The organism is Borrelia venezuelensis (genome assembly GCF_023035835.1).
Taxonomy (GTDB): Bacteria; Spirochaetota; Spirochaetia; order Borreliales; family Borreliaceae; genus Borrelia; species Borrelia turicatae.
Genome location: NZ_CP073220.1, coordinates 207,179 through 233,616, shown reverse-complemented (window position 1 = coordinate 233,616; position 26,438 = coordinate 207,179). Strand labels below are relative to the sequence as shown.

Here is a 26,438-nt window from a genome sequence, read left to right as displayed (position 1 = left end):
TATTAATATATTTTTTTTACCTTGTAGTTTGTTCCAATAAATGCTTCTAGTTTTTCTTTTTCATCTTCATAAGTTGCATGGTTAACAAGAGATGTAATGCTATTTTTTTGTTTTAATTGGTTTAATACTTGTTCAGATATATTTTTAATGTCTGTGCTTGTTATTTTGAAGTAAGAGTTTCTTATATCTTGTCTTAGCTGATCACTAATGTTTAGCATTTTTCTTTTATAGCTTTCTAATATTTCTATGGATTTGGTTTTTACATTTGTACTTAAACCAATTACTCCTACTAAATATGTATAGAGTTCTTCGTTTTTAATTTCGTTATTAGCCAATTCTTCTAATGATGTTTCAAATGCTTGATATGTCTTTACAAAGTTAGGATCTCTATATGATGCAAAAGAAAATATTCCGTTTGTAATTGATGCAAATGCACCGTATGCTCCTCCCATGACCCTTATTTTTTCCCATAAGATCCCACTTTTTAATATATGTGTTAAGAAATTTATTTTTGGATAATTTTCATCCGTTATTTTATAGCTTGCAAAGCTTATGGAGTTAAAAGATATTTTTGATGGAATAATGATTATTTCTGTTAAGATATTGCCTGATGGTTGTATTGTAATTGGGTTATTGATATAAGTCTTTTTACTTAAACTTTTTCTTAATGTGAATAATTCACTTTCTAATCTTTTAATGACATCGTTAGTACTACCTATAAGCAGTGATGAGAGATTGTCTTTAAAAATTATTTTGTCCCTTAGCCTTTCTAAATTAGATGCAAGTTCTCTTAAAGATTCTATGTCTGTCTTTACTTTTTGCCAGTATTCTCTTCCTGTAAGGCCAACTTGAAGTTCTTTTAGATATTTGCTTTGACTTAATTTTGATTCTGATCTTATTGTTGCAAAGATATGTCCTTTGGGTATTAATATCGATTTAAAATCATTTTTTAGGCTTAAGACTATTTCTTTTAATCTATCGTAATCATGAAAATTTATGTTGATTAAAATTTCTTTAATTAATATAAATGATTCTTGAATTTTATTGTTAAATGATTTGAAATTTATGTTAAATAAATTTATCATGTTTCCTTGTATATCTTCTTCATAACTTTCATGTATGTTTAATTGTCCCAAAGTATTTTGGATTTTATTATTTAAATCTACATAGGAATAATTTTGGGTAGATAGATCTTGAATGGCTCTTTTTAATAAAGAAAGATGCATAAAATCTTCTTTTTGTAGAAAATTTAATTTAAAAAATAGATGCACATTGAAGATATTATTGTTTTTCTTTAATTCAAACGTATGTGTTTTAAGTTCAGGAGTTTCATTAAGAATTAAACTTTTTTCAACTTCTTTTGGTAAATCCTCTATTTTTAGCATGGGAAGCTTAGTAATGTCGGATTTAAGATCTTCCTTTTTTTGATAGTCTTTAAATTGATTATAATCTTTAGTAAATTCTGCAAATTTTTCTGGATTTTTCTTAATGTCAATTTCTCTATCCATTAATTTTTTTTCTATTTTTTCTTCCATTTCTTTAAGGACTGTATCTGATGGATTAAATTGGATCAATGTGTAATGATTATTATTGAGTAAATATTTTTCTATTAGATTTTCAAAGTAAGGTTCCCCTTTCTCTAGTTTGTTTTTAATCTCATCTAGATGACAATTGATTTTTAAAGTTTCAGTTGGATGCATTCCATGTAACCAACCTTTAAAACTTTTGATCATTAAAGAAATAGGCCATCCTTGTCCTTTTTCTTCTTTTAATGCAAATTCATAACCAAAGAGAATACCTTGTATTAGTTCTTCTGAAATTTTTACTTTAACAAGATTTTTAAGTTCATTAAAAACCATATTTTTAAATTCTTCCATTTTTCCTGGGACTACGTTTTGTAATCCGAATGAAAATACGCATTCTTTTATGTCTGTGTTGATGCCACTAACATCAGCTATTACGTCACCAATATTACTCTTTAGCATGTTTATAGTGAATTGACAGGAGCTGTCTAGGAGAATTTCTGATAGAATTTCAAGTCCGATATTTTCTTTGATATTTTTAATATCAGTACATAACCAGTTTATTGCATATATTCCTAGTGTATTTTCAGTTTCTTTTGGGATATCAAAATTTAGTGTTTTGCCTTTATTCCATCTTGTGGTTTTTTTTATATTGTAATTAATATTTAATTTTTCCTTTGTATAAGGTCTAATTATATATTTTTCAATAAAATTAAGATTTTTATTAGTGTCAATATTGCCAAATAAAAATATTTTACAATTTTCTAGTGTATAGTGTTTTCTATAAAATTCGATAAATTCTTCGTATGTAAGGTCAATGATATTGATAGGATTGCCCCCAGAATCGTATTGATAGGTACCTTCAGAAAAAAGAGAATTGGTAGCAATTTCGTTAATTAAAGAATTTTTGTTGGAATAATTGCCTTTCATTTCATTTAAGACAATACCAGATAGTTTAAAGTTATTTGGGTTTATATTATAACCTTCCTGCATAAAGGCTTCTTTTTTAAGTAATGGGTTAAAAACAGCATCGGCATATATTTTGAATAAGTTAAAATAATCTTTTTGGATTGTAGATGCTGCTGGATAGAGAGTCTTATCTGGAAATGTCATTGCATTTAAGAAAGTGTTTAGGCTTCCTTTCATTAAATAAAGAAAAGGATCTTTTATTCTATATTTATTTGATCCGCAAAAAATCGTGTGCTCTAGGATATGAGCAACCCCCGTATTATTTAGGGGAATAGTCTTGAATGCTATTCCAAAAGCATGTTCTTTAAATGTGGTATTTTTTAGTTCAAATATTTCTAGTCCACTTTCATGTTTAAAATAACATCCTTCAGTGTCATATTCTTCTAGGTAAGTTTTTGAAATTAAGTTGAAAATTTTTTTTCTTTTCATTTATGATTTATTTTATCCTTGTTTTATATATTTTTGTGCTTCTTCTTCATTAAATTCGAATATGTTTTCGGTATCCTTTATGTCGTCTAAATTAAATACATAAAATGGGAATTTTATTATGATTTTTTTATTTTCAAAGTAAATTACTGCTTGCTGTAAATCAAATAGTAGTTTATTTGGGTATGTTTTTTCAATTTTTTCTTTAATCCTTTGAGTAAAGTAGGGAAATGCTTCTTCTACGTTAATGATTTCATCTATATTATAAATATAATCCCCATTATCGCTAATATAATAGCTTCTATGGTTTGTGATAGATGTATCATTAATTGTTTGAGTGGCACTTACTATTATTGTATAAATACCATATCCATGGTAGATCTCATAATCTATGTTTAAGCTTGGTCTTTTAGACTCTTGTTTAATATTTTGAGCAGCACTTTCTAGGTTGTTAATTATTTCATTTGAATAATTTTCAACTTCATCATTGAATGTTTTTATTTTATTGTTTTTTGTTCTGGCATCTATTACTTTGGGTATTCTAATTTTATATTCAAAAAATTCGTTTTCTTCTTCTGCTAGAATTGATTGAATTATTATTTCATCTTTTTCGTTATAGAGTGTGTCAATTTCATTAAAGTTTATTTTCTTTGTTTTTTTTGTACACCCTATAAAAATCATTAGTAATGATGTTAAAATGAATAGTTTTTGAGCTGTTGACACTTTTATCATAAAGACATTTTTCTCCGTATATAAGTTTATTCTACTATTATTATAATTATTATATAATATTTATGATAATAATTGATGTTATTTGTTTTTCATTTTATTTTATTTGACCTCAATTATTTTTAGTTAAATCTATGTGGGAGTTCTGTGATGCTTGACTTGAAGTTTATAAGAGATAATTTAGAGCTTATTCAGAAAAATATTAAAGATAGAGGGCTTGAGTTAGATATCGATCTGTTAATTTCTCTTGATGATGAGCGCAAAAAACTTGTTACTAAGATAGGGGAGTTGAATGCTATAAGGAATGAAAATGCTAACGCTATGAAAGGAAAAATGGATGATTCCCGTAGGCATTCTTTCATAGAGACTGGAAAGGTTTTAAAGTCTGAAATTGCGATATTGGAAGAAAAATTGAGTCATATAACATCTAAACTGTTGATTGAGCACAAGCGGATTCCAAACATTTCTGCTCCTGATGTTCCTGTTGGTGAGGGTGAGGATGGAAATATTGTGTTAAAAGTGTCAGGAAGTATTCCAAATTTTGATTTTAAACCAAAGGATCATTTGGAAATTGGAATTGATTTGGATCTTTTTGATTTTGAAAGGGCACGTGAGGTTAGCGGTAATAAGTTTTATTATCTTAAAAATGAAGCTGTTTTTTTAGAGCTTGCACTTATTAATTTTGCTTTAAATAAACTTAAACTCAAGGGTTTTGATTTATTTATCACACCTGATATTGCAAGAGAATTTATAGTTGATGGAATTGGCTTTAATCCGCGTGGCACTGAAAGTAATATTTATAAAATTGAAGATACAGATAAATATCTTATTGGTACAGCTGAGATTACTCTTGGTGGATATTATTATAATACTATATTAGATCTTAAGTCTCCACTAAAGATGGCAGGACTTTCTCATTGTTTTCGTAAAGAGGCAGGAGCAGCTGGACAATTTTCTAAGGGCCTTTATAGGGTGCATCAATTTAGTAAAGTGGAAATGTTTTGTCTTTGTAAGAGTGAAGATTCTGATCGTATTCATAATGAGTTTTTGGCATTAGAAGAAGAAATTTTTACTGAACTTGAGATCCCGTATAGAGTCTTAAATGTTTGTTCTTTTGATCTTGGTGCACCAGCTTATAAGAAGTACGATATTGAAGCTTGGATGCCGGGTAGAGGAGATAAGGGCGAGTATGGAGAGGTTACTTCAACTTCAAACTGTACAGATTATCAGTCAAGGCGCCTTAAAATTAGATATAAGGATGATGGTCAGAGTAAGTTTGTACATATGATAAATGGTACAGCCTTAGCCTCAACAAGAACAATCATTGCTATACTTGAGAACTTTCAGGATGCAAGAGGCGGTATACGAATACCTAAGAATTTGGTCAAATATACAGGTTTTGATTATATATCTCCTAAGAATTAGATTTTAAAGTATCTTCTCTTAAGTGTTCAATTGCGCTTAAGAGTATTTCATGATTTTTAAGATTTTTAGGAAAAGGTGCACTTAAGATTTGTCTAAATTTGCGAGCATTGTCTTTTGCAAATACTATTCTCATTATGTGTTTTAGTATGGTATTAATTGAAAGGTGTTCGTTATATTCTTTGATATATTCTACCATTTTTAATAATACTTCTTCTCTTGTTGGAATTTTTTCTTTTTCTTCTAAGAATTCTCTTGAAATTTTGGCAATGAAATAAGGATCTTTTGCCGCAGCTCTTCCAATCATAACAGAATCCACATAAGATAGATGTGTTTTTATGTGGTTACTACTGATAATTCCTCCATTTATTTCAATAAATATATTTTTATGATCTTGCTTCAATTGATATACAAGTTCATGTTTGAGTTTTGGAATATTTTGATTATCTTTAGGAGAATATCCATTTAGTATGGCTACTCTTGCATGAACGGTAAAATTTTTTATTTCATATTTTATAATTTTTTCTACAAATTGTTTGAGTTCTCTATAGTTTGTTTCATGATATTCTCTTTTATTATGTCTTATGCCTATTCTGTGTTTGATTGAGACAGGTTTATTTGTGTTTTTTTTTCATGGCTTGCAGGATTTTGCCTACCTGAGTTGGAGTTTGCATTAAACATGCCCCATAGTTTGCATCTTGGACACGAGATGATGGGCAGTCAACGTTAAGATTATATTCATCAAAGTTAAATTTGTTTTCAAGGATTTCTATGGCTTTTGCGGCGTCGTTTTCACAGTCTGTTGCTATTTGAATTGCAATGGGTGAATCAGTGGGAGTTTGTTTTACAATTGTGTTTAACTTGCCCATAATAATTGATTTTGCAGAAATCATTGGGGTATATAGAGTAACTTTTTTTGATAATAATCTTATTATATATCTAAAGTGTTCGTCAGTAATTGCTACCATTGGTGTTATTGCGATTTTTTGGTTTATTAACATGGCATAATATGTTAAAATAAATTGTTTAATTTGACAATATATTTGTTTATGGGTTTATAAAAAATTAGGAGGTGAAAATTATGTTGGCAAAAAAGTTATTATTTTTATTGTCATCTTTAGTTTTTTTGATAGCCTCAGTTATCATGTCTATTGGTATAAAGAATATTGGGATAAAAAATGGAAATTACATTACTGTTAAGGGCTTAAGTGAAAAAGAGGTACTCTCAACTTCTTCAAGTTGGAATTTACGGTATGAATTAGGTGGAAATACTATAGATGAGATTAATAAGTTAAATAATGCAAATTTTTTGGCGATAAGAGATTTTTTTGTTAGCTATGGGTTTCATGAAGATGAGATAAGCATGAAAAATATGGATTTTCATATTGCAAACTATAGTGATGCTCTTTATAAGTACAATGCGTATATATCTTTAGGTATTTATACTAAAGATATTGATAAAATGGAGCAGGTAAGCAAAAATATTATTAAACTTTACAATAAAGGAGTACTCTTTACTGGTAATGGTGGACCAAGTTATTATTTTGATAAAATCAATGATGTTAAACCTGCAATGTTAGCAGATTCTATTAAAAATGCCTTGGATGCGGCTTTAGAGTTCTCACGTAATTCTGGTGCTGTTTTAGGAAAAATTAAGACCGCAAATCAAGGATACTTTGAATTTCTTCCAGTTGATAGAAGTTCCGAAAATCATGAGCGTTATTCAAAAAAGATATTAAGGGTTGTTACTACAGTTTCTTATTATTTAGATTAAATTTGTTGCAAGGAATGGTGATGGAATTTTTGTGTTCTAATAAAGAGAATGATTTAAAGGGAAGGTTTTTTGATTTTTTTTTAAAAAATATTAGTCGAGATGATTTTACTAGTATTGGAGTTTGTGGTGGTCGAAATATTATTTCTTTTCTCAATGTCTTTGATGAACAAAATTATCCTATTAAAAAATCTCATTTTTTTTTAGTAGATGAGCGTTGTGTTGATTTAAATAGCGAGTACAGTAATTTTAGGCTTTTAAGTGAAGGATTTTTTTCTAAAATGATGAAGAAAAATTTAATCTGTGGTTCTAATTTTCATCCATTTATTTACAGTGAGTTTGATGAAACATCGTCTATTTATAATTATAATGTTGAATTTAATTCTAGATTTACAAGATTGGATCTTAGCATTTTGTCTGTTGGTGAAGATGGGCATGTTGCTTCTCTTTTTCCTTCAAGGAAACTTTTATTTTCTGAGATGGAAGGATATCAATATGAGTATGATGCACCAAAGCTTCCAAGTAAGCGAATGAGCTTAACACCTAAGTCTTTACTTTTGTCTAAGGCTTCTGTGTTACTCTTTATTGGTCATGAAAAAAAGGGTGCTTTAGAAAATTTTTTAAGTTCAGAAATTTCTCTAAGAGAATGTCCAGCTAAAATTTTCAAGGATCATGCTCGTTTATTGGTTCTTACAAATATTGAGGGAGTCTATGCAGGATCCTAGGATTTCTAAATATCAGGATGCAAAAAATTTGGGAGTAAAAACCTTTAAAGAATCTGAAAAAAAAGAGTTACATAATGATTTGCCTGAAATACAAGGTTCTCTGCTTAAGTCATGGGTCAATCTGATTAAGAGGGGCAAAAGAGAGGATTTCAGCAATTCAAAGTCTCTTAGCAAAGGAGTTGGGAAGCCAGGATTTATTCGTAAAGAGAGTAAAGTATCAAAAATAGCAAAATATTTCTTAGCTATTGGTCTTGAAAAATCATCAAAAATTATGGCTGAACTTGATGATGCTGATATAATTGCAATTACTAGAGAAATTACAAAAATTAAGTACATTACCCCTGATGATAAAAAGCGGATTATTCAAGAATTTGAAGATTTAGTAAAAAGTGAGAGAAAATATTTAAAAATTGATGATAAATTTACTTATGAGTTATTAAATAAATCTTTAAGTAAGGCAAAAGCGAAAGAGATTTATATAAAAGTTACAGGAATTGATCCGTTTTTGCCTTTTGATTACTTATCTGGTGTTGAGGATGAACAACTTTGGGCTTTAATTAAAGATGAAAATATTCAAACACTTTTGATAATATATAATTATTTAACCAAAGAACAGAAAAAATATGTTTTTTCTATGTTGGAAAAAGATATTAAGAAACAGTTTGTTAAGGAGCTTGCTAAGCCGAGACAATTAAATATGGATATGATTGAGATTATCTCTGATAGACTTAAGAGTAGATTTGCAATGCAGGGTAAACTTAAGACAGAAAAACTTGATGGTTCTAAGATACTTGTTGATATTTTGAGTTATATGGATTCTGAGGATGAAAAAAATCTTTTGAGTAATATTGATATGAAAGTTTTAAATCCTGTTAAAGATAATGAGATTAAAGAAAGAATATTTGATATTAATGTAATACTTAGAATTACAGATAATGATATGCATAATATTTTAAGAGAATTTACAGATAACGATATTGCAATTATTATTAAAGATAAAAGTGATGAAATTAGAGATAAAATTCTTTTCAATGTTTCAAGAAGACGTAAAACTCTTATTTTAGAAGAAGAGTCTTTTTTGAAAGAGGTAAAAAAGAGAGATATAAAAGCAATGACTACGTCCTTTGTTAATTATATTAAGGAGTTAACTTTAAAGGGTGAATTAATGATATATAGAAAAAATGAGGAGTTTATTTAGTGAAACTTGATGAACTACGTAAAAAGTATATAGAATTTTTTAAGAGTAAGGGACATTGTGAGATTGCAGGCAAGTCTTTAATTCCTGATAATGATTCTACAGTTCTTTTTAATACAGCTGGCATGCAACCGCTTGTACCTTATCTTCTTGGAGAAATACATCCATCTGGAGATATGTTAGTTGACGTTCAAAAATGTTTAAGAACAGGAGATATTGATGAGGTGGGAGATCTGAGTCATTTAACTTTTTTTGAAATGCTTGGAAATTGGTCCCTTGGAGCTTATTTTAAAGAACTTTCAGTAAAGTATAGTTTTGAGTTTTTAACTTCACCTGATTACTTAAATATTTCAAAAGATAGGCTTTATGTTAGTGTTTTTGAAGGTGATGAGAATATTCCACGGGATACAAAGACAGCTAGTGTTTGGGAAAGTCTTGGAATTCCTAAAGATAGGATATTTTATCTCTCAAGAGAGCATAATTTTTGGGGTCCTGTTGGAAATGTAGGGCCTTGTGGGCCGGATACTGAAATCTTTGTAGATACAGGCAAAGAGAAGTGTTCTAATGAATGTGATATTACATGTTCTTGTGGTAAGTATTTTGAGATTTGGAATAATGTTTTTGTGCAATATAAAAGGGATGAGAATGGAAATTATGAAGAGTTGAATCGGAAATGTGTGGATACAGGAATGGGTATTGAGAGAACAATTACATTTTTGCAGGGAAAGTCTTCAGTTTATGACACGGATGCATTTAAACCGATAATTGATAAGATCGAAAAAATTTCTGGCAAAATTTATGGGCAGAATTTAGATGATGATAAATCTATTCGAATAATTGCTGATCATATTAAGGCCAGTTGTTTTATTTTGGCTGATAATTTTGCAGTTCTTCCGTCTAATATAGGACAGGGATATGTTTTAAGGAGAATCATTAGGAGAGCTATTAGATATGCAAAAAAACTTGGGATGGAATCTCATGTTTTAGCAGATCTTGTTGATCCTGTTGAAGAGATTTATAAATCTTTTTATAAAGAATTAACAAAAAATAAAGATTTTATTAAGGCTGAGTTAAATACAGAGGAAAAAAAATTTTTTAAAACTTTGCGTCATGGTGAACAAGAATTTATTAAATTAATTCAGCATTTATCATCGAAATTAATTCCTGGTGAGATTGCTTTTAAACTTTATGATACTTATGGTTTCCCTTATGAAATAACGGAAGAACTTGCAACTGAACATGGATTTAGTATAGATAAGACAGGTTTTGAAGAGCATTTTAGGAAGCATCGAAAGGTTTCTAAGAAAGGAGGTGATAAAGTCTTTAAAGGGGGACTTGCGGATTGTACATATGAGACTACCAAGCTACATACAGCTACTCATTTGCTTCATAAGGCACTTCAATTAGTCTTAGGTGATCATGTAAGGCAAAAAGGTAGTAATATTACTGCTGAGAGACTAAGGTTTGATTTTAGTCATCCTTATAAAATGACGGATGATGAGATAAAAAGAGTTGAAGAGATGGTTAATTTACAGATAAAAAATAAATTATCTGTAAATCGAACTGTAATGAGTCTGGATGATGCCTTGGCTAAGGGTGCTATGGCTCTATTTGGTGAGAAATATGAAGAGATTGTCAGTGTGTATGAAATTGATGGTTTTTCAATTGAAGTTTGTGGTGGACCGCATGTTAAGAACACTAGTGAACTTGGGATTTTTAAGATACAAAAGGAACAGGCTTCATCATCAGGTGTAAGGAGAATAAAAGGCATTTTGATCGATTAATATTGGAGGATACTTTATGTTTAAACATTTAGGCGATTATTTATTAACTTTACATCCTATTTTTTTAGGATTTTTAGGTTCTACTTTTACTTGGTTTACTACAGCCTTTGGAGCGGCTGCTGTTTTTTGTTTCAGAAAAGTAAACAATAAAATAATGGATGCCATGCTTGGCTTTTCAGCAGGAATTATGATTGCTGCTAGTTTTTTTTCACTTATTAAACCAGCAATAGAGATGGCGGAAGAGCTTGGTTATATTGCATGGATGCCAGCAGTTTTTGGTTTTCTCTTAGGAGCATTTTTTATATATATTGTGGATGTATTTGTGCCAGATCTTGATAAACTAGCATTTATTGATGAAGATTTAACGAGACATGGTAAAAAGGATTTTTTGCTTTTTACGGCTGTTACGTTGCATAATTTTCCGGAAGGACTTGCTGTTGGTGTTGCTTTTGGAGCTTTAGCTTCTTCTCCTGACATTCATACTTTAGTTGGGGCTATGATTCTTACATTAGGAATTGGTATTCAAAATATGCCAGAAGGTGCAGCAATTTCTTTGCCTTTAAGACGAGGTAATGTTCCTTTATGGAAGTGTTTTAATTATGGTCAGATGTCAGGTTTGGTAGAAATTGTTGGAGGATTTTTAGGATCTTATGCAGTTTATACTTTTACTAGGATTCTACCCTTTGCTTTATCTTTTTCTGCAGGGGCAATGATTTATGTTTCAATTGAACAATTAATACCTGAAGCTAAGAGAAAAGATATTGACAATAAGATTCCAACCATATTTGGAGTTATTGGATTTGCTTTAATGATGTTCCTTGATGTGTCTTTGGGGTAATTAGCCAAACTTGCCAGTAATATATTCTTCTGTCTTAATATTTTTAGGATTGAAAAATAATTCATCTGTTTGGCTTTCTTCTTCAATGTAGCCATTTAGAAAGAATGCAGTTCGATCAGATATCCGTCCGGCTTGTTGCATATTATGAGTTACTATTATGATCGTGTAGCTTTCTTTTAAATTTATTATTAGCTCTTCAATTTTGCCTGTTGAGATTGGATCAAGAGCAGAAGTAGGCTCGTCCATTAATATTACATTTGGTTCGATTGCAAGAGTTCTTGCGATGCAAAGTCTTTGTTGTTGTCCCCCTGAAAGGCTTAAGGCATTTCTATTAAGTTTATCTTTTACTTCATTCCATAGTGCAGATTTTATTAGGGATTTTTCAACTATCTCATCAAGTTTTTTTTTATCTTTAATTCCATGAATTTTAGGTCCATAACTTATGTTGTCATAAACTGACATTAAAAATGGATTAGGAGTTTGAAAAACCATTCCAATTTTTCTCCTAAGTTCCAGTACATCAAAGTTGTTTGAGTAAATACTTTTACCTTCATACATAACTTTTCCTTCTATTTTAACGCCTTCCACAAGATCATTCATTCTGTTAAGTGTTCTAAGAAATGTTGATTTTCCACAACCTGATGGACCTATTAAAGCTGTGATGCTGTTTCTTAGTATTGATATGTTAATATTATTTAATGCTTTAAAATCTGTATAAAATAAGTTTAGATTTTCTGTTTTAATAATTGCTTTGTCTTGGCTCATTTACTTAATCCTATATAATTTATTGATTAGAAATTTTGATGTTAAATTTATTGAAAGTATCATTATTATAAGTATTGATGCTGTTGCAAAACCTTTGTCTAAATATCCTTCTTGAAATAATAATAGTAGATGTACAGTTAAACTTCTTGAAGGTTCATTTAGAGAACTTGCAAGTCCTAAATTTGTTCCCATTGTAAAAAGGAGTACAGCAGTTTCTCCAAGAGCACGTCCTATTGCAAGCACTATTCCTGTCAATATGCCTGGACTAGAAGCGGGCAGTAAAATTTTGATTATAGTTTCTGTTTTATTGGCACCTAAAGCAACTGAAGCATATTTGTATGATTTAGGAATTGATTTTAGTGCTTCCTCAGTTGTTTTAATAATCATTGGTAATATCATTAAAGAACTTGTTATTGCTCCTGAGAGTATTCCCATACCAAAGATTGGAACAAAAAAGATAAGTCCAAAGAGTCCAAAAATGATAGCAGGGATGGATGATAAGATATCAACACTCATAGATACTGTTTTGTAAAATATTTTATTTGATGTATATTCTGCAAGCATTATTCCCGTACCAATTCCTATTGAAATTGATATTACTGCTGTTAATAGTATGACGTAAAATGTGTTGAAGATTAAATAAGAAATACCCCCGTATTTTCCAGAATTTCTTGGAGTAGATAATATGAAATTTAAGTTTAAAGGCATGTCTTTTTTTATATAGTATAATTTGAGAAAAGGAGCATCACTTTTATAGAAAGAATGCCAAGGCACAACCGCAATTGTGCCTTCATGTTCTTCTACTGTTTTTATTGCATTTTGATCATAATTTGAGTATTTTATGATATTTAATTTAATATTTTTAGATATTAAGTTATTCCAGTTTGTCTTTTCTATGAGTAATTTTTTAATCTGATTAAGGCTTAGTATGTTAATAATTTCATTTTCACTTTTTTGTAGTGTTTTTTTGCCTACTAAAATAGACATGGATTTGATTTTCAGGGATTTAATTTCTGAAAATTTTTTAAAATCTAATTTTTCAAGTTCTTCTTTTGTTAAGTAACCAATAGCCCCTGTTGTTTTATTGACAGTTTCTATTATCTTTTCATTTGATTCTACAAGCTTTATATACCTGTTATTAAATTTATTGTCTTTGGTAAAAGTTTGTAGTACGACTGTACTTGCAAGATTTGACTGTGAACTTGCAATTGGAACTATGTCAATACTTTGATCTGATATGCTTCCCCAATGTGAAATTTTATTATTGTATATATTGTAGATATCTTGCGTAGTAATTTCTTCCGCTTTTATGCTTTTGTTAATAATAAATGCGATTTTGATTATTTTGTTTTTCAATGTGAATGGTAAAAAGTGTTTTGTTTCATCTAAAAATAATGTTTGTTTTTTGCTTGTAAAGAATAGTGAATTGTATACTATATACGATATTAGAAAGAATAATAGTGTTATTAAAAAATAAGCAATGAATCTGATTATGCAAAATGAAATTTTATTGAATAATTTATTTGTTTGAATTGTATTCACTTGATTTTTAGCCTTTTCGATGAAGATAAAATAAAGTGTTTAATTGAATTTATTATTATGACTAATAATAGCAAGACCAAAGCTGTAGAAAATAAGGCTTCTTTGTGTGTTCCAGATGCATATCCCATATCTATTGCAATGTTTACCGTTAATGTTCTAATAGGTGAGAATATATTTTGTATAAATAGAGGTGATCCCCCACCAACCATTAAAACTGCTATTGTCTCACCAATAGCTCTTCCAATTGCTAGTATTACTCCTGCTAAAATTCCTTTTCCAGCTGAAGGGATCATCACTTTATATATTGTTTGCCAGTCTGTTGCAGCTAGTGCAAGAGATGCTAGTTTATATGATTTTGGAACAGCTTTAAGTGATGTGTATGAGACACTAATTATTGTTGGGAGTATCATTATGCTTAGAACTATTACTGAGGTTATTAAATTATATCCTAAGTTATCTTCTCTGCTAAAAGTGTTTTTTATAAGGGTGGCTATAAATGTGCTTCCAAAAAATCCATATACTACGCTTGGGATTCCTGCTAAGAGTTCTATTATGGTTTGTAATGTCTTTTGGTAAATACCTTTGGTTTTCTCAGACAGGTAAATTGCAAAACCAAGTCCAATTGGTAGTGCAATTAGGACAGAAAAAAATGTTGTTAAGGTTGAGTTTATAATAAAAGATAAAATTCCGTACGATTTTTGTAATTTGTTAGTAGGATCCCAGTTTGTGCTGAATAGAAAATTAAAAATTTTAATTTTATTATTAAGCAAGGGTGCTAGTCCATTTTTAATGATGAATAAGACTAGTAATAATATTGTCAAGGTACTAATTATTGCGGATGTAAAAATGAAACAGTTGAAAGCCAATCTAACAATATTTCTTTTTGTCTTTAAAGTTAATTTCATGCTTTAAAAGAGTTCCCCTATAGAAATCGAATTTTGTTAAATTTATATTTAACTTAAATTCTTAAGACAATTTTGTCATGGTTTTAGATATTTTCAGTTGTATGAACCTTTATGAACCCTTGTTCTTCAACAATATCTTGTCCATTTGGATTTAGCATAAAGTTAATAAAATCAAGTATGTTCTGATCCTCAGAAATACTGTTTGTGATCGCTATTAGCCTTCTCTTTATATTATATTTGTCCTTTGTTATTGTTTCTTTTGTAGGATATATGCTGTTTATTGAGAGTGTATGTAGACCTTTTTCTATTGCACCTCTTGCATATCCAAAACTAATGTAACCAATTGAGTGGGGTGTGAGACTTATTTTTTCAATTACTTCACCATTGGATTTGACCATAATACTATCTTGTCTGAATTGAGCTTCTTCAGGATTTTTTAATATCTTATCAAGAACCAGTTCTTTTATAGATGAATGAGAGCCTGATGATGAATCTCGATTTATGAAGTTAATTTTAGCATCATGTCCACCGACTTGTTGCCAGTTTCTAATATTTCCATTAAGTATTTTTACTAAATCTTCTTCTGTAATATTTGTGATTTTGACATCAGGACTTGTAATGAATATTAAAGCGTCATAAGCAATGATTGTGATTTTTGCTCCTTGAGCTATTTCTTCTTCAGTTGCGTCTCTTGAAGAAATTGCCATTTTATAAATACCATCAAATAATCCTTTAATGCCAACACTACTGCCTTGTGCATCATAAGTGACTTTAAGTTGATTATTTATTTTTTGATATCGTAGGATCATTTCATCCATAATAGAGGTTGTCGATGTAGATCCACCAATTGCAATGACATTTTCTTTGTCTTTGTTTGTACAATTGCTAAATAAAAAAGCTATTGAAATAGTAAAGAGCACTTTGATAGCTTGCATTAAATTAACTCCTTTTACAACTATATATAATATCATTAATCTTAGATAAGTCAATGAATAGTAAATATTTTGATTTTTTGATATAAGTTATTATATACATTAAGAATTTGAGGGTAGTAGATGGGTACAATTAAATCGGGAGATATTGAAAAAGGTACTTTTTTGCTTTTTAAAGGCATGCCACATATTGTTCTTGAGAGAGAGTTTTCAAAAATGGGTAGGGGAGGCTCTATTGTAAGATTGAAGCTTAAAAATCTTAAAAACAAGTCTGTTGTTAAGGAAACTTTAAAGGGTGCTGATACAGTAGAAGAAATTGAAGTGTTAGAAGTTGCTTCTCAGTATCTTTATAGAGAGAATGAAAATCTTATTTTTATGGATCTAGAAACTTATGAGCAATTTGATGTGAACTTAAGAGAGATTTCAAACATTGAGGACAAGGTTATGTTTTTGCAAGAGGCTGGGATTTATTCTCTTGTTAAATGGGATAACGAAGTTATTGATCTTAGATTGCCCCCAAAGGTTGCATTTGAGGTTGTAGATGCTGAGATTGCTGTGAAAGGGGATACTGTAACTAATGCAATGAAGAATGTTACCCTTCATACGGGATTGGTGGTAAAAGCACCTCTTTTTATTAATGTTGGAGATAAAATTTTAGTTAATTCTGAAACTAAAGAGTATGCTGAGAGAGTTAAAGAGTAACATATTGTTATTATTTTTTATTTTTTTTTGTTCTTGTGAGATGAGCTATCCTGATATAAGGGAAGTTGATTATGTAATTAATTATTATTTCGCTAAAGATAAATTCGATTATTTTATGACTTTTGATTTTGCCGTTAAAGTTTTAAATTCGAATGATATGATCAAATTTTTTGTTGAAAACATAGATAGTAAGGAGTTTATTGAAGTAGCTAAGGATAAATATACTTCTTCTTTTATAAATTCTGTTCTTGGGAAAAATGTTCTTTATTGTAAAGATTTAAGGTTTAATCTTTTTGATAAGACTTTTGAAAATTTTATGGCACAAGTTCATCTTATTGATTCTGGAATGAGGGTATATAGTAGAGAGATTGTCATAAATTTAAGCTTGTCAGAAGAAGAATTGACTTTAATTCATTATTATATATATAACTCGAAAGATAAGCTTAAGTTAAATGAAATTAGTGGTAATAATTTATATTTAATTAAGACCCCTAAGGATGAAATTGATTTTTTCTATTCAATTGTTAAGATCGAAGATTTAATGAATATTCAGCTGGATGATGATAACTTGGATGTTTATTTAGGATTTTATTATGTGGGCAAGCATTCTAATTTATTTTTTAGATTAAACTAGTTTGGGCCTACCAGGACTTGAACCTGGGACCACCCGATTATGAGTCGGGTGCTCTAACCAACTGAGCTATAGGCCCCATATAAGTAAAGACAAGCTAAAAAAGTTCTTAAAAGTGATTAAATACTTTTATGCCAATTAAAGCTTAGAAATACCTTAGACCATTATATTGATTTTTTATTGATTGTCAAGTTCGTTAATTTCATTTTGTATGATTTCTATTTTTGAATTTAATTCGTTTAATTTGACCTCAATTGATTCTTTATTTTTGATGAGTTGTTGCATTTTTGATTTCACTTTTACAATTTCATCTATTTTTATTGCTTTTATTAAATCTGCGTTCAATTTGGATATCTGTTGATTTAGATTTTTTATTGTTTCTAACAATGAATTAATTGTTCCGGTTTTATTTAATCCCTTTTCTGTCTTTGACATTTCAACAAATTCTTCGGCAATTTTTTTTAAAATTAATTCTCTATTTGTTTGAACAGCATTAATAGCACATTCTATTTTATTCTTACTATTAATGTTATCTTTTATACTTTTATGTTTTATTTCATTGTTTATTTTTACGATTTCTGTTTGAATTTCATTCATTAACCTATATTCTTCAACGATTGCTTTGCTTAAGTCTTTATTTTCTACAAATTCATCAATTAAATTTTCTAAATTGTCTGAAAATAAATGTTCTTTTAATATTTTTTTCTCGAATTCTTTTGACATTTTTTCTATGTTTATTTTATTTATGATGTCTTTTAGCATTAGTTTAATGTTTATGATAAGTCTTTTGAAGAAATTAATTTTTTCATTGAGTTTTATTATTTCTGTTGTTTTGTATTTATGTTTTTCAAGTGTTGATTTGATAAAATTCATTTTGTATTCTAAAATTGTTGAAAGATTATTTGGATATTTGTTTATTATTATTTCAGTAATTTTTTTAAGTTTTTTTTCGTATGCTTTTAGGATATGTTTTTTGCTTTCTTTATAGTCTTTGATCTTTTTATATAATTCTTTTAGTTTACTCTCATTATCTTCTATTTTATTTAGGCTTGCTTTAAGCTGAGATATTTCTTTTTCAATTAATTTTAAAGATGTGTAAGATTTTAATTTTTTAAGCTCTATTACGTTACTGTTTTTGAGAGCCTTGCCAAGTTCAACTAATTTTTTATCTCTTTGTGGGCTCAGTTCTTGAATTTTGGATTTAATATCTTTTATCATAAGCGGCTTCCATGTTCATTTTATTTTCTGTTAACACTTTTTTCAAGCTCAAATTTGGAAATTTTATGGTAAATTTTTCTTCCATGTGGGCAGTATTTTAGTTTGAGATTGAAAAATTCATTTATTAAAAATTGACTAAATTCAGAACTTATTGTATCATTGCATTTAACAGCTTGTCTACATGCAATCGTTGCATATAAATCAGTTTCCAGAGAATCAATTGTTTTACTTTTTCTTGTCTTAAAAAATTGGATGATAACATTTTCATATTTGTTGCAGATATTGGGAATTGATTCGAGTTGGTAGGTTTGTTCTTTTATTTTGGTAACTATAATATCTAATTTTTTATATTCTTCCAATTCACTTGCTAATATTTTATCTGTATCTTCACAGTCTACTTGAAATTCAATTGGTATTAAAAGTTTTTGGGTAATTTTTTCTGAATTTATTAAAGTTTGATATATAATTTTTTCATGAAGTGCATGCTGATCTATGAAGAAAACCTCATTATCTTTTTCTACTATTAAAAATTCTGAAAATAGTTGTCCCCTATATTTAAATTCATGTTTTGCTATTGGTTTTTGAAAATCATTTGGCATTGTAGAAGTTTCTAGGAGAATATTTTGGATGTAGCTTTTGAATGATGGTTTATCTTTTTGAATTGGGTTTTGACTTTCAAATTTTACTTTGTCTTCTATTATATTTGTTATTTTATTGTTTTGAGGTTTATCTAGAATCAATGATTCGTTTTGTATGATTGCATAAGTTTGAAAATCTGAATTTGTTGGATCATCTTCAGGGTGTAATAGATGAGCATCATTTGTTATTTGCCTTTTGATTATTATGTTATGGTAGTCTTGTAAAATCTCTTTTCGTTCTCTGTCAAAAAATTCGTTAATATTGCTTGAAACTTGCTTAGGAAGAAATGGTAAGTTAAAAAATCTTACTTCTTTTTTTTGAGGATGTATATTAAAATCGACGTATCTGGGATCTATTTCTAGAAATAAATAACATATTGGGAAATTTCTATTAGTGAGTATTCTGCTATGTCCATCGATTATTGCTTCAGATAGATTGTGCTCTTCAACAGGTCTCCTATTGAGGAATATTTTTATGTTTCGTCTGTCTTTTCTTGAAAAATTGGGAGGAGCAAAAAAGATTTTCATTTGTACATTTTCGTATTCTGTTTCTATTTTTCCAAATTTATTGTTTTCTATTATTTCTCCATATACACTCTGAACTCTATTTATTAGGCTTTCTTTAAAGTAAACTTTTCTTAGTGCATTATTTAGACTTAATTTAAAGTCAATACCAGGATGAGTAACAGCCTTTTCTTCAAAAACTTTTAAACACATTTTTGTCTCGATAGAGTCTTTTTTTAAGAATCTTTTTCTTGCTGGGAAATTGTGGAATAGATTTGTAACATCTACTATTGTTCCATTTATTGCGGATTGTTTTTTAAAATATTTTTCAGTTCCATTTTCAACTTCAATTTGGTAGCTGTCTTCTCCTGTAGTTGAACTTGTGATTGTGAGATTTGAACAGATTGCAATACTTGAGAGAGCTTCCCCTCTAAATCCTAGTGTTTGGATTTTTTCAAGGTCTTTCTCTTCATTTATTTTTGAAGTGGTATGGGGTAGGTAACATATCTTTAAATCTTCTTTGCTTATTCCGCTACCATTGTCTGTTATTAGTATTCTTCGAATCCCACCTTCTTCGAGAAAAACTTCAATTTTATCTGCTCCGGAATCTATTGAATTGTCAAGTAATTCTCTTAAAATTGAACAAGGTCTATCTATTGCTTCTCCTGCTGCTATTTTTTGTACTAGACTTCTATCTAAAAATTTTATTTTATTCATTTGCCTATAATTTTTATTATTGTTTTATTTTGTTTGTAATTGGGAAATTTGTTGATAACTTCTTTAAGTATTTTATCATTCCCATTATCATTATATTCTATTATGCCTAATGTATGTAGAGCTTCTGGGTTGTTTGGATTTATTTTAATGTATTCTTTTAATTTTTCCATAGCCCTTTTATTATCTTTAATAGCAATCAAGGCAGTTGCAAGATTGTATTTTGCTTCAAGACTTGAGTGAGCTTCTGCTTTTTGAAAAATTTCTATTGCTTTTTGATAGTTTCCTTGATTTTTATAAAGTATTCCAAGATTGTTTAGTGCTAATAAATGATTTTTATTGCTAATTTTCTCAAGGATTTCAATTGCTTTTGGTTCATTGCCTGACTTTTCATATGCTCTTGCTAGATTGATATGAGCCGTAATGTTTTCAGGATTTTTTAAAATTACACTATTATAGAGTGGTATTGCTTCGTTATAATTTTCTTTAGTTAAATAAATAGATGCTTTTAAATATAAATATTCAGATTTTTCTGGATTTATGTCAAGGGCTTTATTGATGTTTATTAATGATTCATTAAGATTATCATTTTCAAATTTTGCTATTGCTAGATTATAAAACATAATATCGTTTTTTTCTTTTATCGAAGTACTTGCTTTGTCTAGATATTTTTCGCTGTTTTTAAAATCTCCTATATAGTTTGCAATAATTCCTGTTTTTAAAGCATAATGAGGATTTTTTGTAATCTCATAAGCTTTTTTGAAACTTAAAAAAGCATTTTGTTTGTCATTGTTTTGTTCTTCTGCTATTCCTTTTTTATAGTAGGCAGTATCATAATTTTGGTCGATTGTAATTGCCTTTTTGAAAGCTTCAATTGCTTGTTTTGGTTTATGTAACAATATTAAGCTTGTTCCTTTATTTGTATATGCTTTTTTGTGCTTTGGATTTAATGATATTGTTTTATCAAATGCTTTTATTGATTCTTCATATTTTTTAAGTTTAAATTTCATTATTCCGACTTTGTAGTGATCTTCTGCTTCGTTTGTAATATTTGCAATTTTTTCATAAATTGCTTCGGCTTTTTTGAAATCTTTTTGTTCTTCATTTGTTGATGCTAGCATTTTAAGAGATTGTAAATCTATTGAGGTTTGACTAAGATGATTTGCATGTGTTTTAGGTTTTTCTTGCATTTTTATTTGATTATTTGTTAACTGATCTTTTGTAGGAAAATTTTTTTCTTTGGGTTGTTTTTGCTTTAAAAGCTCCTTTTTGAAAGGAGCTTTTTCTATGCTTATTGAATTTGGCTCTATATCTTGTTTTATTAATCTAATTAAGAGATTGGCTGCTTCTTGGGTTTGTAGTTTATCAATTAAGTCATTAATTTTATTGAATTTGTTACTCAATCCTTTTTTAATGAGTTCATTAAGTCTTTCTTTTGCAAGTGAGGGATTCCCGGTATTAATGTTATCTAATATTTCATAGAGTACTTTTTTTATTACATAACTATAAGGTCTCTCTATTTTTTCGATTATTTGATTTTTATGAGCATCTTTTGTGGTTGGGGTCTCTTTTTTAGTTTTTGGTTTGAGAGAGGGAGAAATTTCGATAACTTTGTCAATTTGTTTTGTTTTATTTTCTCTAGAGTCATCTGTATTCTTTTTTATAAGTTTATCTTCATTTTGTTCGTGTGTTTTGATGACTTGTTTTATAGTGTTGAACTGAGTGGTCTTGGTTTGATTTAATTCTTTGTTAAGATTTTCTTTTAGTTTTTTTAAGTTAAATAGATTTTTTTTATTCTCAATAGATTTATCGTTGTTTGGAGTTGATTCTTGTTGTTTTGCTATTTTATTTATGTTTTTTCTTAAGTTCTCAGGTATTGTGTTTTGATTAAATTCTAAAATGTCTTCGTTTTCAATTCCAGTATCATCTTTTCTATCAGCATAATTTTCTATTTTTGTAGTATCTTTTATATATCTATTGTTAAAAGCAATTTCAGAATTTTCATTGTTGATGGGTATTGATTGTTGTTTTCCTTGTATTTTATCTAATATTTGATTAGCCGTATCTCTTTGTAAATCTTTTGATTCAAAAGGACTGTTATTTGCAAGTTCGGAAAGAGTGTTCTCAAGCATTGCAATATCTGTATTTTGTGGGTATTTATCTTTTAGCATTTTTGTTATTGAGTGTGCTTTTTTATAATTTCTATCCATAACGCTGTTTTTTACTTCATTCAGCATGATTGCTTGATTGTTTTTATTTAGGCGTTCTTTATATATGTAATAACCAAGTCCTCCAAATGAAGCAATAAGTAATATTATTAAAATTATTAGTGTGGGTAAATTTTTTCTTTTATTCATCTATGTTCAACTCCTCTTGCCAATTAATTTTGTCTAGTTCAATTAAAGAATCTGTTTTTAAATTATCTTCAAATTTGTCTTTTAACATTGTTTTTTTCTTTTCATGTTCTTGTGTGTTTGTGTTATCTTTTTTGTTCATATGTTCTTGTGTGTTCTCTTTATCTTTTTTGCTCATATGTTCTTGTGTGTTCTCTTTATCTTTTTTGTTCATATGTTCTTGTGTGTTCTCTTTATCTTTTTTGCTCATATGCTCTTGTGTGTTCTCTTTATCTTTTTTGCTCATATGTTCTTGTGTGTTCTCTTTATCTTTTTTGCTCATATGCTCTTGTGTGTTCTCTTTATCTTTTTTGCTCATATGCTCTTGTGTGTTCTCTTTATCTTTTTTGTTCATATGTTCTTGTGTGTTCTCTTTATCTTTTTTGCTCATATGCTCTTGTGTGTTCTCTTTATCTTTTTTGCTCATATGCTCTTGTGTGTTCTCTTTATCTTTTTTGTTCATATGTTCTTGTGTGTTCTCTTTATCTTTTTTGCTCATATGCTCTTGTGTGTTCTCTTTATCTTTTTTGTTCATATGTTCTTGTGTGTTCTCTTTATCTTTTTTGCTCATATGCTCTTGTGTGTTCTCTTTATCTTTTTTGCTCATATGCTCTTGTGTGTTCTCTTTATCTTTTTTGTTCATATGTTCTTGTGTGTTCTCTTTATCTTTTTTGCTCATATGCTCTTGTGTGTTCTCTTTATCTTTTTTGTTCATATGTTCTTGTGTGTTCTCTTTATCTTTTTTGCTCATATGCTCTTGTGTGTTCTCTTTATCTTTTTTGTTCATATGTTCTTGTATGTTCTCTTTATCTTTTTGGTGTTCTGTGGCAATGTATTCACTTCTATTTTTAAGACTTTTGTCAAGTTCTTCAAGAGCGGCTTTTTTATTTCTTAACAGAGCTATCATGTGGAGAATAGCATTTTTTTTTTCACTTTCATATCTTAATGTAATAAATTGTGAATAATCATGGATTGCCATAGTGTATGAATCCCATGCATTTTTGTAATTTTTTTCCTTAAAATTAATTTTTCCTTGTTCAACATAAGAATTTGCTCTATTAAGAAGTGCTTTGTCATAATTGGGCATATTTTTAACTGAATTGGAATAATATTTGATTGCTAGGTTATAATAACCCTCGCCTCGTTTAAACATTATGTTACCCAGTTCAAAATATAATTTATAATCAATGTCTCCTCCTATTGCAATTCCATCAAGCAGAGCCCCTTCTGCTTCTGTTAGTTGATTGTTTTCTCTATAGGCTATTGCTAGAAAGTAATAGCCGTTTTGTACTTTTGGGTATTTCTGAATGGCTTCACTTAGGATTTTTATTGCTTGTGAATAATTTTTATTTTTTATCTCTTCTTGTCCAATTCTAATTAATCTTTGAGAGTATGCCAAATTTGAATTAAGTAATAAAATAAGCAAGATAATCAGATTTTTAAGCAATAATAAACATTTATTCATATCTTTTATAAGTACTATTTTATTACTTTAAAGTAAATATTTCTATATTTCATAGTGTCTTAAAATCAAATTTATTTTATTCTTTAGTTAAAAATGTAACAAATTTCATTATTTCTTCTTTTTTTTCGGATGACATTGTTTGTTCTTCTTTTAATGCATTTGGTTTGGAATAACAAGTAATATAGCATATGGCAGGTAGTAATGTTTCAGTTTTAAATTCTTCTATTTTAAATAGCAGTTCTAGTTTAATATTTTTATGTAATATTTTAAACACCCTTGTTCTTAGGATTAATGATTTGACAAAAATGTATGATTTACGATAATTTAATCTGTAAGGACTTATTTCTTGCATTTTTATTATTTCTTGAGGTATTGAAATTTTATCTTTATCTAGGTGTATCATTATTTCTGATATGAATTCAAAATGTTTTTTGTCAATATTTGGATAAAAGGATAAAAAATATACAAATATTTGATTTTGAATTTCAAGGTTTTTGTTTTCAAAAAAGTTTTTTATATCTTTTGAGAATTTTGCCTTATCATTTTTATCTGCATAAATGTAAAATGCAATCCATCCGTATGTATCTATTTTTGTTGAGTTGTCTTTTATATAATTTATTACATTTTGTAAAAATATTCTTTTTATATTTTTATTTTGAAATATTTTTGAACTTTTGTATGGATTGAAATTCATTTTTTCGAAAGATACAAAAAATTCTTCTGCTTTAAATTTTGCTATGATGATATCTTTGATATTGGAACTTAGGTTGAGCAGTTTATGTGTTTCAAGATATTCAATTGCAAAGATGAAATCTTCCCATTCATTTGGTACTTTGTCTTTAAAAAACCATTCTAGGTATTGTTTTATTGCAGTTTTTTCAAGTGAAAATAAATAAGTTTTTAAAGTGTTTTGAAAATCGTTAGGAGTATATTTCATAAATTCACTAAAAAAGTAGTTAAAATTAGAATTTTTATTTGATCCTTTGTAAAAAATTTCATTAAGACTGAAAGTTTTAATTGTTTTTAGGTATTTTAGAATTTCATCATACTTTAGAGTTAAAACTTCATCTATTATGTATCTGTAATTTTTTGTTAAAATTTTGTTGAAAAGTGATTTGGATAAACATCCTACTGGCCAGTAGGTTAAGATGAGTAATTTTTTTAGTTTTATTACTCTACTTTGTTTTTTTCCTAAACTTGATTTAAATAATCTTTGAAATGATTGATTATATTTTAGTATGCGTTTAATTTTTTCCTTATTTCTATGTTTTACAGCTATTAATATATCTATTGTTGGTTCTAGATTTTCTATTTTCAAGTTACTAGAGAAATTTAATATTAATTGTTTATATAATTCTTTTTTTTCTTGTGTGTATTTGCTATTATTTTGTATTTCAATTATTTTTAAAAAGTTGGTGGAATGTAATTTATATGTTATCCCAGATCTTTTGCTGATAAGATTTGTTTCTTTTTTTATTTGTAATGAATTTTTTTCTCTAATTATTTCTAGTATCCAATTTTTTATTTTTTTGTCTTGTATTTTCTCATAATAATATTCTTCAAGTGTGATATTGATTTTGTTTTTTTTAAGTTCGTAATCTTGACTTATCTTTATAAGATTTTGAATTTCTTCTTCATTGAGCTTGTAAAGTTTTGATAAGATGCTATATCTTAAAATTTTTTCTTCTATGTTTATATTTATATATTTTTTTAATATGCTAAGAGAATTATAAAACTCTTGATATTTTGGTGCTATCTTCATTTAGTTCCTTAGTGAATCTTTAATGATTTGTAATAATTTATCATCACGTTTTGCAATTTTGATTATCGCTTCTAAATATCCCCCAATATCACCTATGTCAAGTCTTTCGCCTTCTATTTCTTTGTATAATACTTTGTTCTCAGACATGAGTTTTTTTAAGGCATAAATATGATGATATTCTCCTTTTTGGTGAATTTTAAATCCTTCTTCTAAAAATTTGAAAAATTCATGGGTATATAAGAATCTTCCAATAGATGCTTTATTGCTTGGTTCTTTGCCAATTTCTGGCTTCTCTACTATGTCTTTGACATGAATATTGTCTTTATTTAATTTTATTACTCCATATCTGTTAATGTCTTTAGGATTTTCAATAACAGATAATATGTTTTTTCCAGTTTTTTTATGCAATTCTATTAATTGTGTTGTTAAGGATGGTGATCCAACATGTAAATCGTCAGGGTATGCGACTATTACATTGTCAGTACCTATCCAGGGTTTTGCATGCAGTAGAGCGTGACCTGTGCCCATCATTTCATTTTGCCTTATAAAGCTAATATTAATATCTTTAAGTTTGATTTTTTCTAGCAAGTCTTTTTTACATTCTTTGGTAAATACAGTTTCGAGTTCAATTTCTCTATCAAAATAATTATCCAAAACACCCTTTCTTCTTGAAGTTATTATTAGTATTTCTTTGATTTCAGAACTAGTAAATTCTTCAATAATGTAATCAATTGATGGTTTGTTTAAGATTGGTAGCATTTCCTTTGGAATAGTTTTTGTTATGGGTAAGAACCTTGTTCCGTATCCCGCAGCTAAGATAATACCTTTCATGTTTTGTCTCTCTTAATTAAAATTATATCAAAATTTAAATTATAAATATTTAAT

General features: G+C 28.3%; 19 protein-coding genes, 1 tRNA gene and 2 pseudogenes. 8 read left to right on the top strand and 14 right to left on the bottom strand.

Annotated elements, in window-relative coordinates; all coding sequences use genetic code 11:
• Nucleotides 1-2: 2 nt before the first annotated feature.
• The gene (locus bvRMA01_RS01115) at nucleotides 3-2,921 is read right to left on the bottom strand and encodes an insulinase family protein (RefSeq protein WP_247031587.1); all 2,919 of its coding nucleotides are present in this window, start codon (nucleotides 2,919-2,921) and stop codon (nucleotides 3-5) included.
• A 12-nt stretch (nucleotides 2,922-2,933) separates the two neighbouring features.
• Complete coding sequence (locus bvRMA01_RS01110) at nucleotides 2,934-3,650, bottom strand: hypothetical protein (RefSeq protein ID WP_247031584.1); 717 nt, start codon at nucleotides 3,648-3,650, stop codon at nucleotides 2,934-2,936.
• Between the two features lie 147 nt (nucleotides 3,651-3,797).
• On the opposite strand from bvRMA01_RS01110, the gene serS reads away from it, so the two are divergent.
• Nucleotides 3,798-5,072 (top strand): serine--tRNA ligase, encoded by a 1,275-nt coding sequence (serS, locus tag bvRMA01_RS01105; RefSeq protein ID WP_247031582.1) that lies wholly within the window; start codon nucleotides 3,798-3,800, stop codon nucleotides 5,070-5,072.
• Here serS and dusA read toward each other — a convergent pair.
• Nucleotides 5,062-6,070, bottom strand: a pseudogene (dusA, locus tag bvRMA01_RS01100) (tRNA dihydrouridine(20/20a) synthase DusA). The gene serS and the pseudogene dusA sit on opposite strands and share 11 nt — an antisense overlap.
• Before the next feature lie 77 nt (nucleotides 6,071-6,147).
• Here dusA and bvRMA01_RS01095 point away from each other — a divergent pair.
• The 5 genes from bvRMA01_RS01095 to bvRMA01_RS01075 are packed head-to-tail and all read left to right on the top strand — an operon-like array spanning nucleotide 6,148 to nucleotide 11,382.
• Nucleotides 6,148-6,843, top strand: coding sequence for an SIMPL domain-containing protein (locus bvRMA01_RS01095; protein WP_433996716.1), 696 nt, complete (start codon nucleotides 6,148-6,150; stop codon nucleotides 6,841-6,843).
• 20 nt (nucleotides 6,844-6,863) lie between these two features.
• Nucleotides 6,864-7,565, top strand: coding sequence for a 6-phosphogluconolactonase (locus bvRMA01_RS01090; RefSeq protein ID WP_247031578.1), 702 nt, complete (start codon nucleotides 6,864-6,866; stop codon nucleotides 7,563-7,565).
• Nucleotides 7,552-8,763, top strand: a complete 1,212-nt coding sequence (locus bvRMA01_RS01085; RefSeq protein ID WP_247031576.1) for a flagellar motor switch protein FliG — start codon at nucleotides 7,552-7,554, stop codon at nucleotides 8,761-8,763. The genes bvRMA01_RS01090 and bvRMA01_RS01085 overlap by 14 nt, the downstream gene beginning before the upstream one ends.
• Nucleotides 8,763-10,544 (top strand): alanine--tRNA ligase, encoded by a 1,782-nt coding sequence (locus bvRMA01_RS01080; RefSeq protein WP_247031574.1) that lies wholly within the window; start codon nucleotides 8,763-8,765, stop codon nucleotides 10,542-10,544. The genes bvRMA01_RS01085 and bvRMA01_RS01080 overlap by 1 nt, the downstream gene beginning before the upstream one ends.
• Before the next feature lie 16 nt (nucleotides 10,545-10,560).
• On the top strand, nucleotides 10,561-11,382 hold the full coding sequence (locus tag bvRMA01_RS01075; protein WP_011772174.1) for a ZIP family metal transporter: 822 nt from the start codon (nucleotides 10,561-10,563) through the stop codon (nucleotides 11,380-11,382).
• Here the strand turns inward: bvRMA01_RS01075 and pstB are convergent, their stop codons facing one another.
• The 4 genes from pstB to bvRMA01_RS01055 form a co-directional block, all read right to left on the bottom strand.
• Nucleotides 11,383-12,147: a phosphate ABC transporter ATP-binding protein PstB gene (pstB, locus tag bvRMA01_RS01070; protein ID WP_011772173.1), complete on the bottom strand. Its 765-nt coding sequence runs from the start codon at nucleotides 12,145-12,147 to the stop codon at nucleotides 11,383-11,385.
• Nucleotides 12,148-13,689, bottom strand: coding sequence for a phosphate ABC transporter permease PstA (pstA, locus tag bvRMA01_RS01065; protein WP_247031572.1), 1,542 nt, complete (start codon nucleotides 13,687-13,689; stop codon nucleotides 12,148-12,150).
• The gene (gene pstC / locus bvRMA01_RS01060) at nucleotides 13,686-14,594 is read right to left on the bottom strand and encodes a phosphate ABC transporter permease subunit PstC (protein ID WP_247031570.1); all 909 of its coding nucleotides are present in this window, start codon (nucleotides 14,592-14,594) and stop codon (nucleotides 13,686-13,688) included. Before pstC ends, pstA begins: the two co-directional genes overlap by 4 nt.
• An 83-nt stretch (nucleotides 14,595-14,677) precedes the next feature.
• A complete protein-coding gene (locus bvRMA01_RS01055) occupies nucleotides 14,678-15,529 on the bottom strand; it encodes a substrate-binding domain-containing protein (protein WP_247031568.1) in 852 nt (283 codons plus the stop codon).
• Nucleotides 15,530-15,649: 120 nt separating this feature from the next.
• Here bvRMA01_RS01055 and efp point away from each other — a divergent pair, with 120 nt between their 5' ends.
• Together efp and bvRMA01_RS01045 are read left to right on the top strand one after the other, a co-directional pair.
• On the top strand, nucleotides 15,650-16,228 hold the full coding sequence (gene efp / locus bvRMA01_RS01050) for an elongation factor P (RefSeq protein ID WP_247031566.1): 579 nt from the start codon (nucleotides 15,650-15,652) through the stop codon (nucleotides 16,226-16,228).
• Nucleotides 16,206-16,862: a hypothetical protein gene (locus bvRMA01_RS01045; protein ID WP_247031564.1), complete on the top strand. Its 657-nt coding sequence runs from the start codon at nucleotides 16,206-16,208 to the stop codon at nucleotides 16,860-16,862. The genes efp and bvRMA01_RS01045 overlap by 23 nt, the downstream gene beginning before the upstream one ends.
• Before the next feature lie 2 nt (nucleotides 16,863-16,864).
• Here the strand turns inward: bvRMA01_RS01045 and bvRMA01_RS01040 are convergent.
• The 7 genes and pseudogenes from bvRMA01_RS01040 to bvRMA01_RS01010 form a co-directional block, all read right to left on the bottom strand.
• Nucleotides 16,865-16,938 (bottom strand) — tRNA-Ile (locus bvRMA01_RS01040).
• Nucleotides 16,939-17,036: 98 nt separating this feature from the next.
• Nucleotides 17,037-18,077, bottom strand: a complete 1,041-nt coding sequence (locus tag bvRMA01_RS01035; RefSeq protein ID WP_247031562.1) for a hypothetical protein — start codon at nucleotides 18,075-18,077, stop codon at nucleotides 17,037-17,039.
• A gap of 20 nt (nucleotides 18,078-18,097) precedes the next feature.
• Nucleotides 18,098-19,936, bottom strand: a complete 1,839-nt coding sequence (gene mutL, locus bvRMA01_RS01030) for a DNA mismatch repair endonuclease MutL (protein WP_247031560.1) — start codon at nucleotides 19,934-19,936, stop codon at nucleotides 18,098-18,100.
• Nucleotides 19,933-22,290, bottom strand: a complete 2,358-nt coding sequence (locus tag bvRMA01_RS01025) for a tetratricopeptide repeat protein (protein ID WP_247031558.1) — start codon at nucleotides 22,288-22,290, stop codon at nucleotides 19,933-19,935. The genes mutL and bvRMA01_RS01025 overlap by 4 nt, the downstream gene beginning before the upstream one ends.
• 864 nt (nucleotides 22,291-23,154) lie before the next feature.
• A pseudogene (locus bvRMA01_RS06245) lies at nucleotides 23,155-23,791 on the bottom strand (tetratricopeptide repeat protein); the annotation flags it as partial.
• A gap of 76 nt (nucleotides 23,792-23,867) precedes the next feature.
• On the bottom strand, nucleotides 23,868-25,553 hold the full coding sequence (locus bvRMA01_RS01015) for a BB_0208 family protein (protein WP_011772163.1): 1,686 nt from the start codon (nucleotides 25,551-25,553) through the stop codon (nucleotides 23,868-23,870).
• Complete coding sequence (locus tag bvRMA01_RS01010) at nucleotides 25,554-26,384, bottom strand: UTP--glucose-1-phosphate uridylyltransferase (RefSeq protein ID WP_247031554.1); 831 nt, start codon at nucleotides 26,382-26,384, stop codon at nucleotides 25,554-25,556.
• Between the last annotated feature and the right edge of the window lie 54 nt (nucleotides 26,385-26,438).

What these genes read in the sequence shown, in the direction of transcription:
- bvRMA01_RS01115 (WP_247031587.1), bottom strand. Translation starts at nt 2,921, where the DNA reads ATGAAAAGAAAAAAAATTTTCAACTTAATTTCAAAAACTTACCTAGAA.
- bvRMA01_RS01110 (WP_247031584.1), bottom strand. Translation starts at nt 3,650, where the DNA reads ATGATAAAAGTGTCAACAGCTCAAAAACTATTCATTTTAACATCATTA.
- serS (WP_247031582.1), top strand. Translation starts at nt 3,798, where the DNA reads ATGCTTGACTTGAAGTTTATAAGAGATAATTTAGAGCTTATTCAGAAA.
- bvRMA01_RS01090 (WP_247031578.1), top strand. Translation starts at nt 6,864, where the DNA reads ATGGAATTTTTGTGTTCTAATAAAGAGAATGATTTAAAGGGAAGGTTT.
- bvRMA01_RS01085 (WP_247031576.1), top strand. Translation starts at nt 7,552, where the DNA reads ATGCAGGATCCTAGGATTTCTAAATATCAGGATGCAAAAAATTTGGGA.
- bvRMA01_RS01075 (WP_011772174.1), top strand. Translation starts at nt 10,561, where the DNA reads ATGTTTAAACATTTAGGCGATTATTTATTAACTTTACATCCTATTTTT.
- pstB (WP_011772173.1), bottom strand. Translation starts at nt 12,147, where the DNA reads ATGAGCCAAGACAAAGCAATTATTAAAACAGAAAATCTAAACTTATTT.
- pstC (WP_247031570.1), bottom strand. Translation starts at nt 14,594, where the DNA reads ATGAAATTAACTTTAAAGACAAAAAGAAATATTGTTAGATTGGCTTTC.
- bvRMA01_RS01055 (WP_247031568.1), bottom strand. Translation starts at nt 15,529, where the DNA reads ATGCAAGCTATCAAAGTGCTCTTTACTATTTCAATAGCTTTTTTATTT.
- efp (WP_247031566.1), top strand. Translation starts at nt 15,650, where the DNA reads ATGGGTACAATTAAATCGGGAGATATTGAAAAAGGTACTTTTTTGCTT.
- bvRMA01_RS01045 (WP_247031564.1), top strand. Translation starts at nt 16,206, where the DNA reads ATGCTGAGAGAGTTAAAGAGTAACATATTGTTATTATTTTTTATTTTT.
- bvRMA01_RS01035 (WP_247031562.1), bottom strand. Translation starts at nt 18,077, where the DNA reads ATGATAAAAGATATTAAATCCAAAATTCAAGAACTGAGCCCACAAAGA.
- mutL (WP_247031560.1), bottom strand. Translation starts at nt 19,936, where the DNA reads ATGAATAAAATAAAATTTTTAGATAGAAGTCTAGTACAAAAAATAGCA.
- bvRMA01_RS01025 (WP_247031558.1), bottom strand. Translation starts at nt 22,290, where the DNA reads ATGAATAAAAGAAAAAATTTACCCACACTAATAATTTTAATAATATTA.
- bvRMA01_RS01015 (WP_011772163.1), bottom strand. Translation starts at nt 25,553, where the DNA reads ATGAAGATAGCACCAAAATATCAAGAGTTTTATAATTCTCTTAGCATA.
- bvRMA01_RS01010 (WP_247031554.1), bottom strand. Translation starts at nt 26,384, where the DNA reads ATGAAAGGTATTATCTTAGCTGCGGGATACGGAACAAGGTTCTTACCC.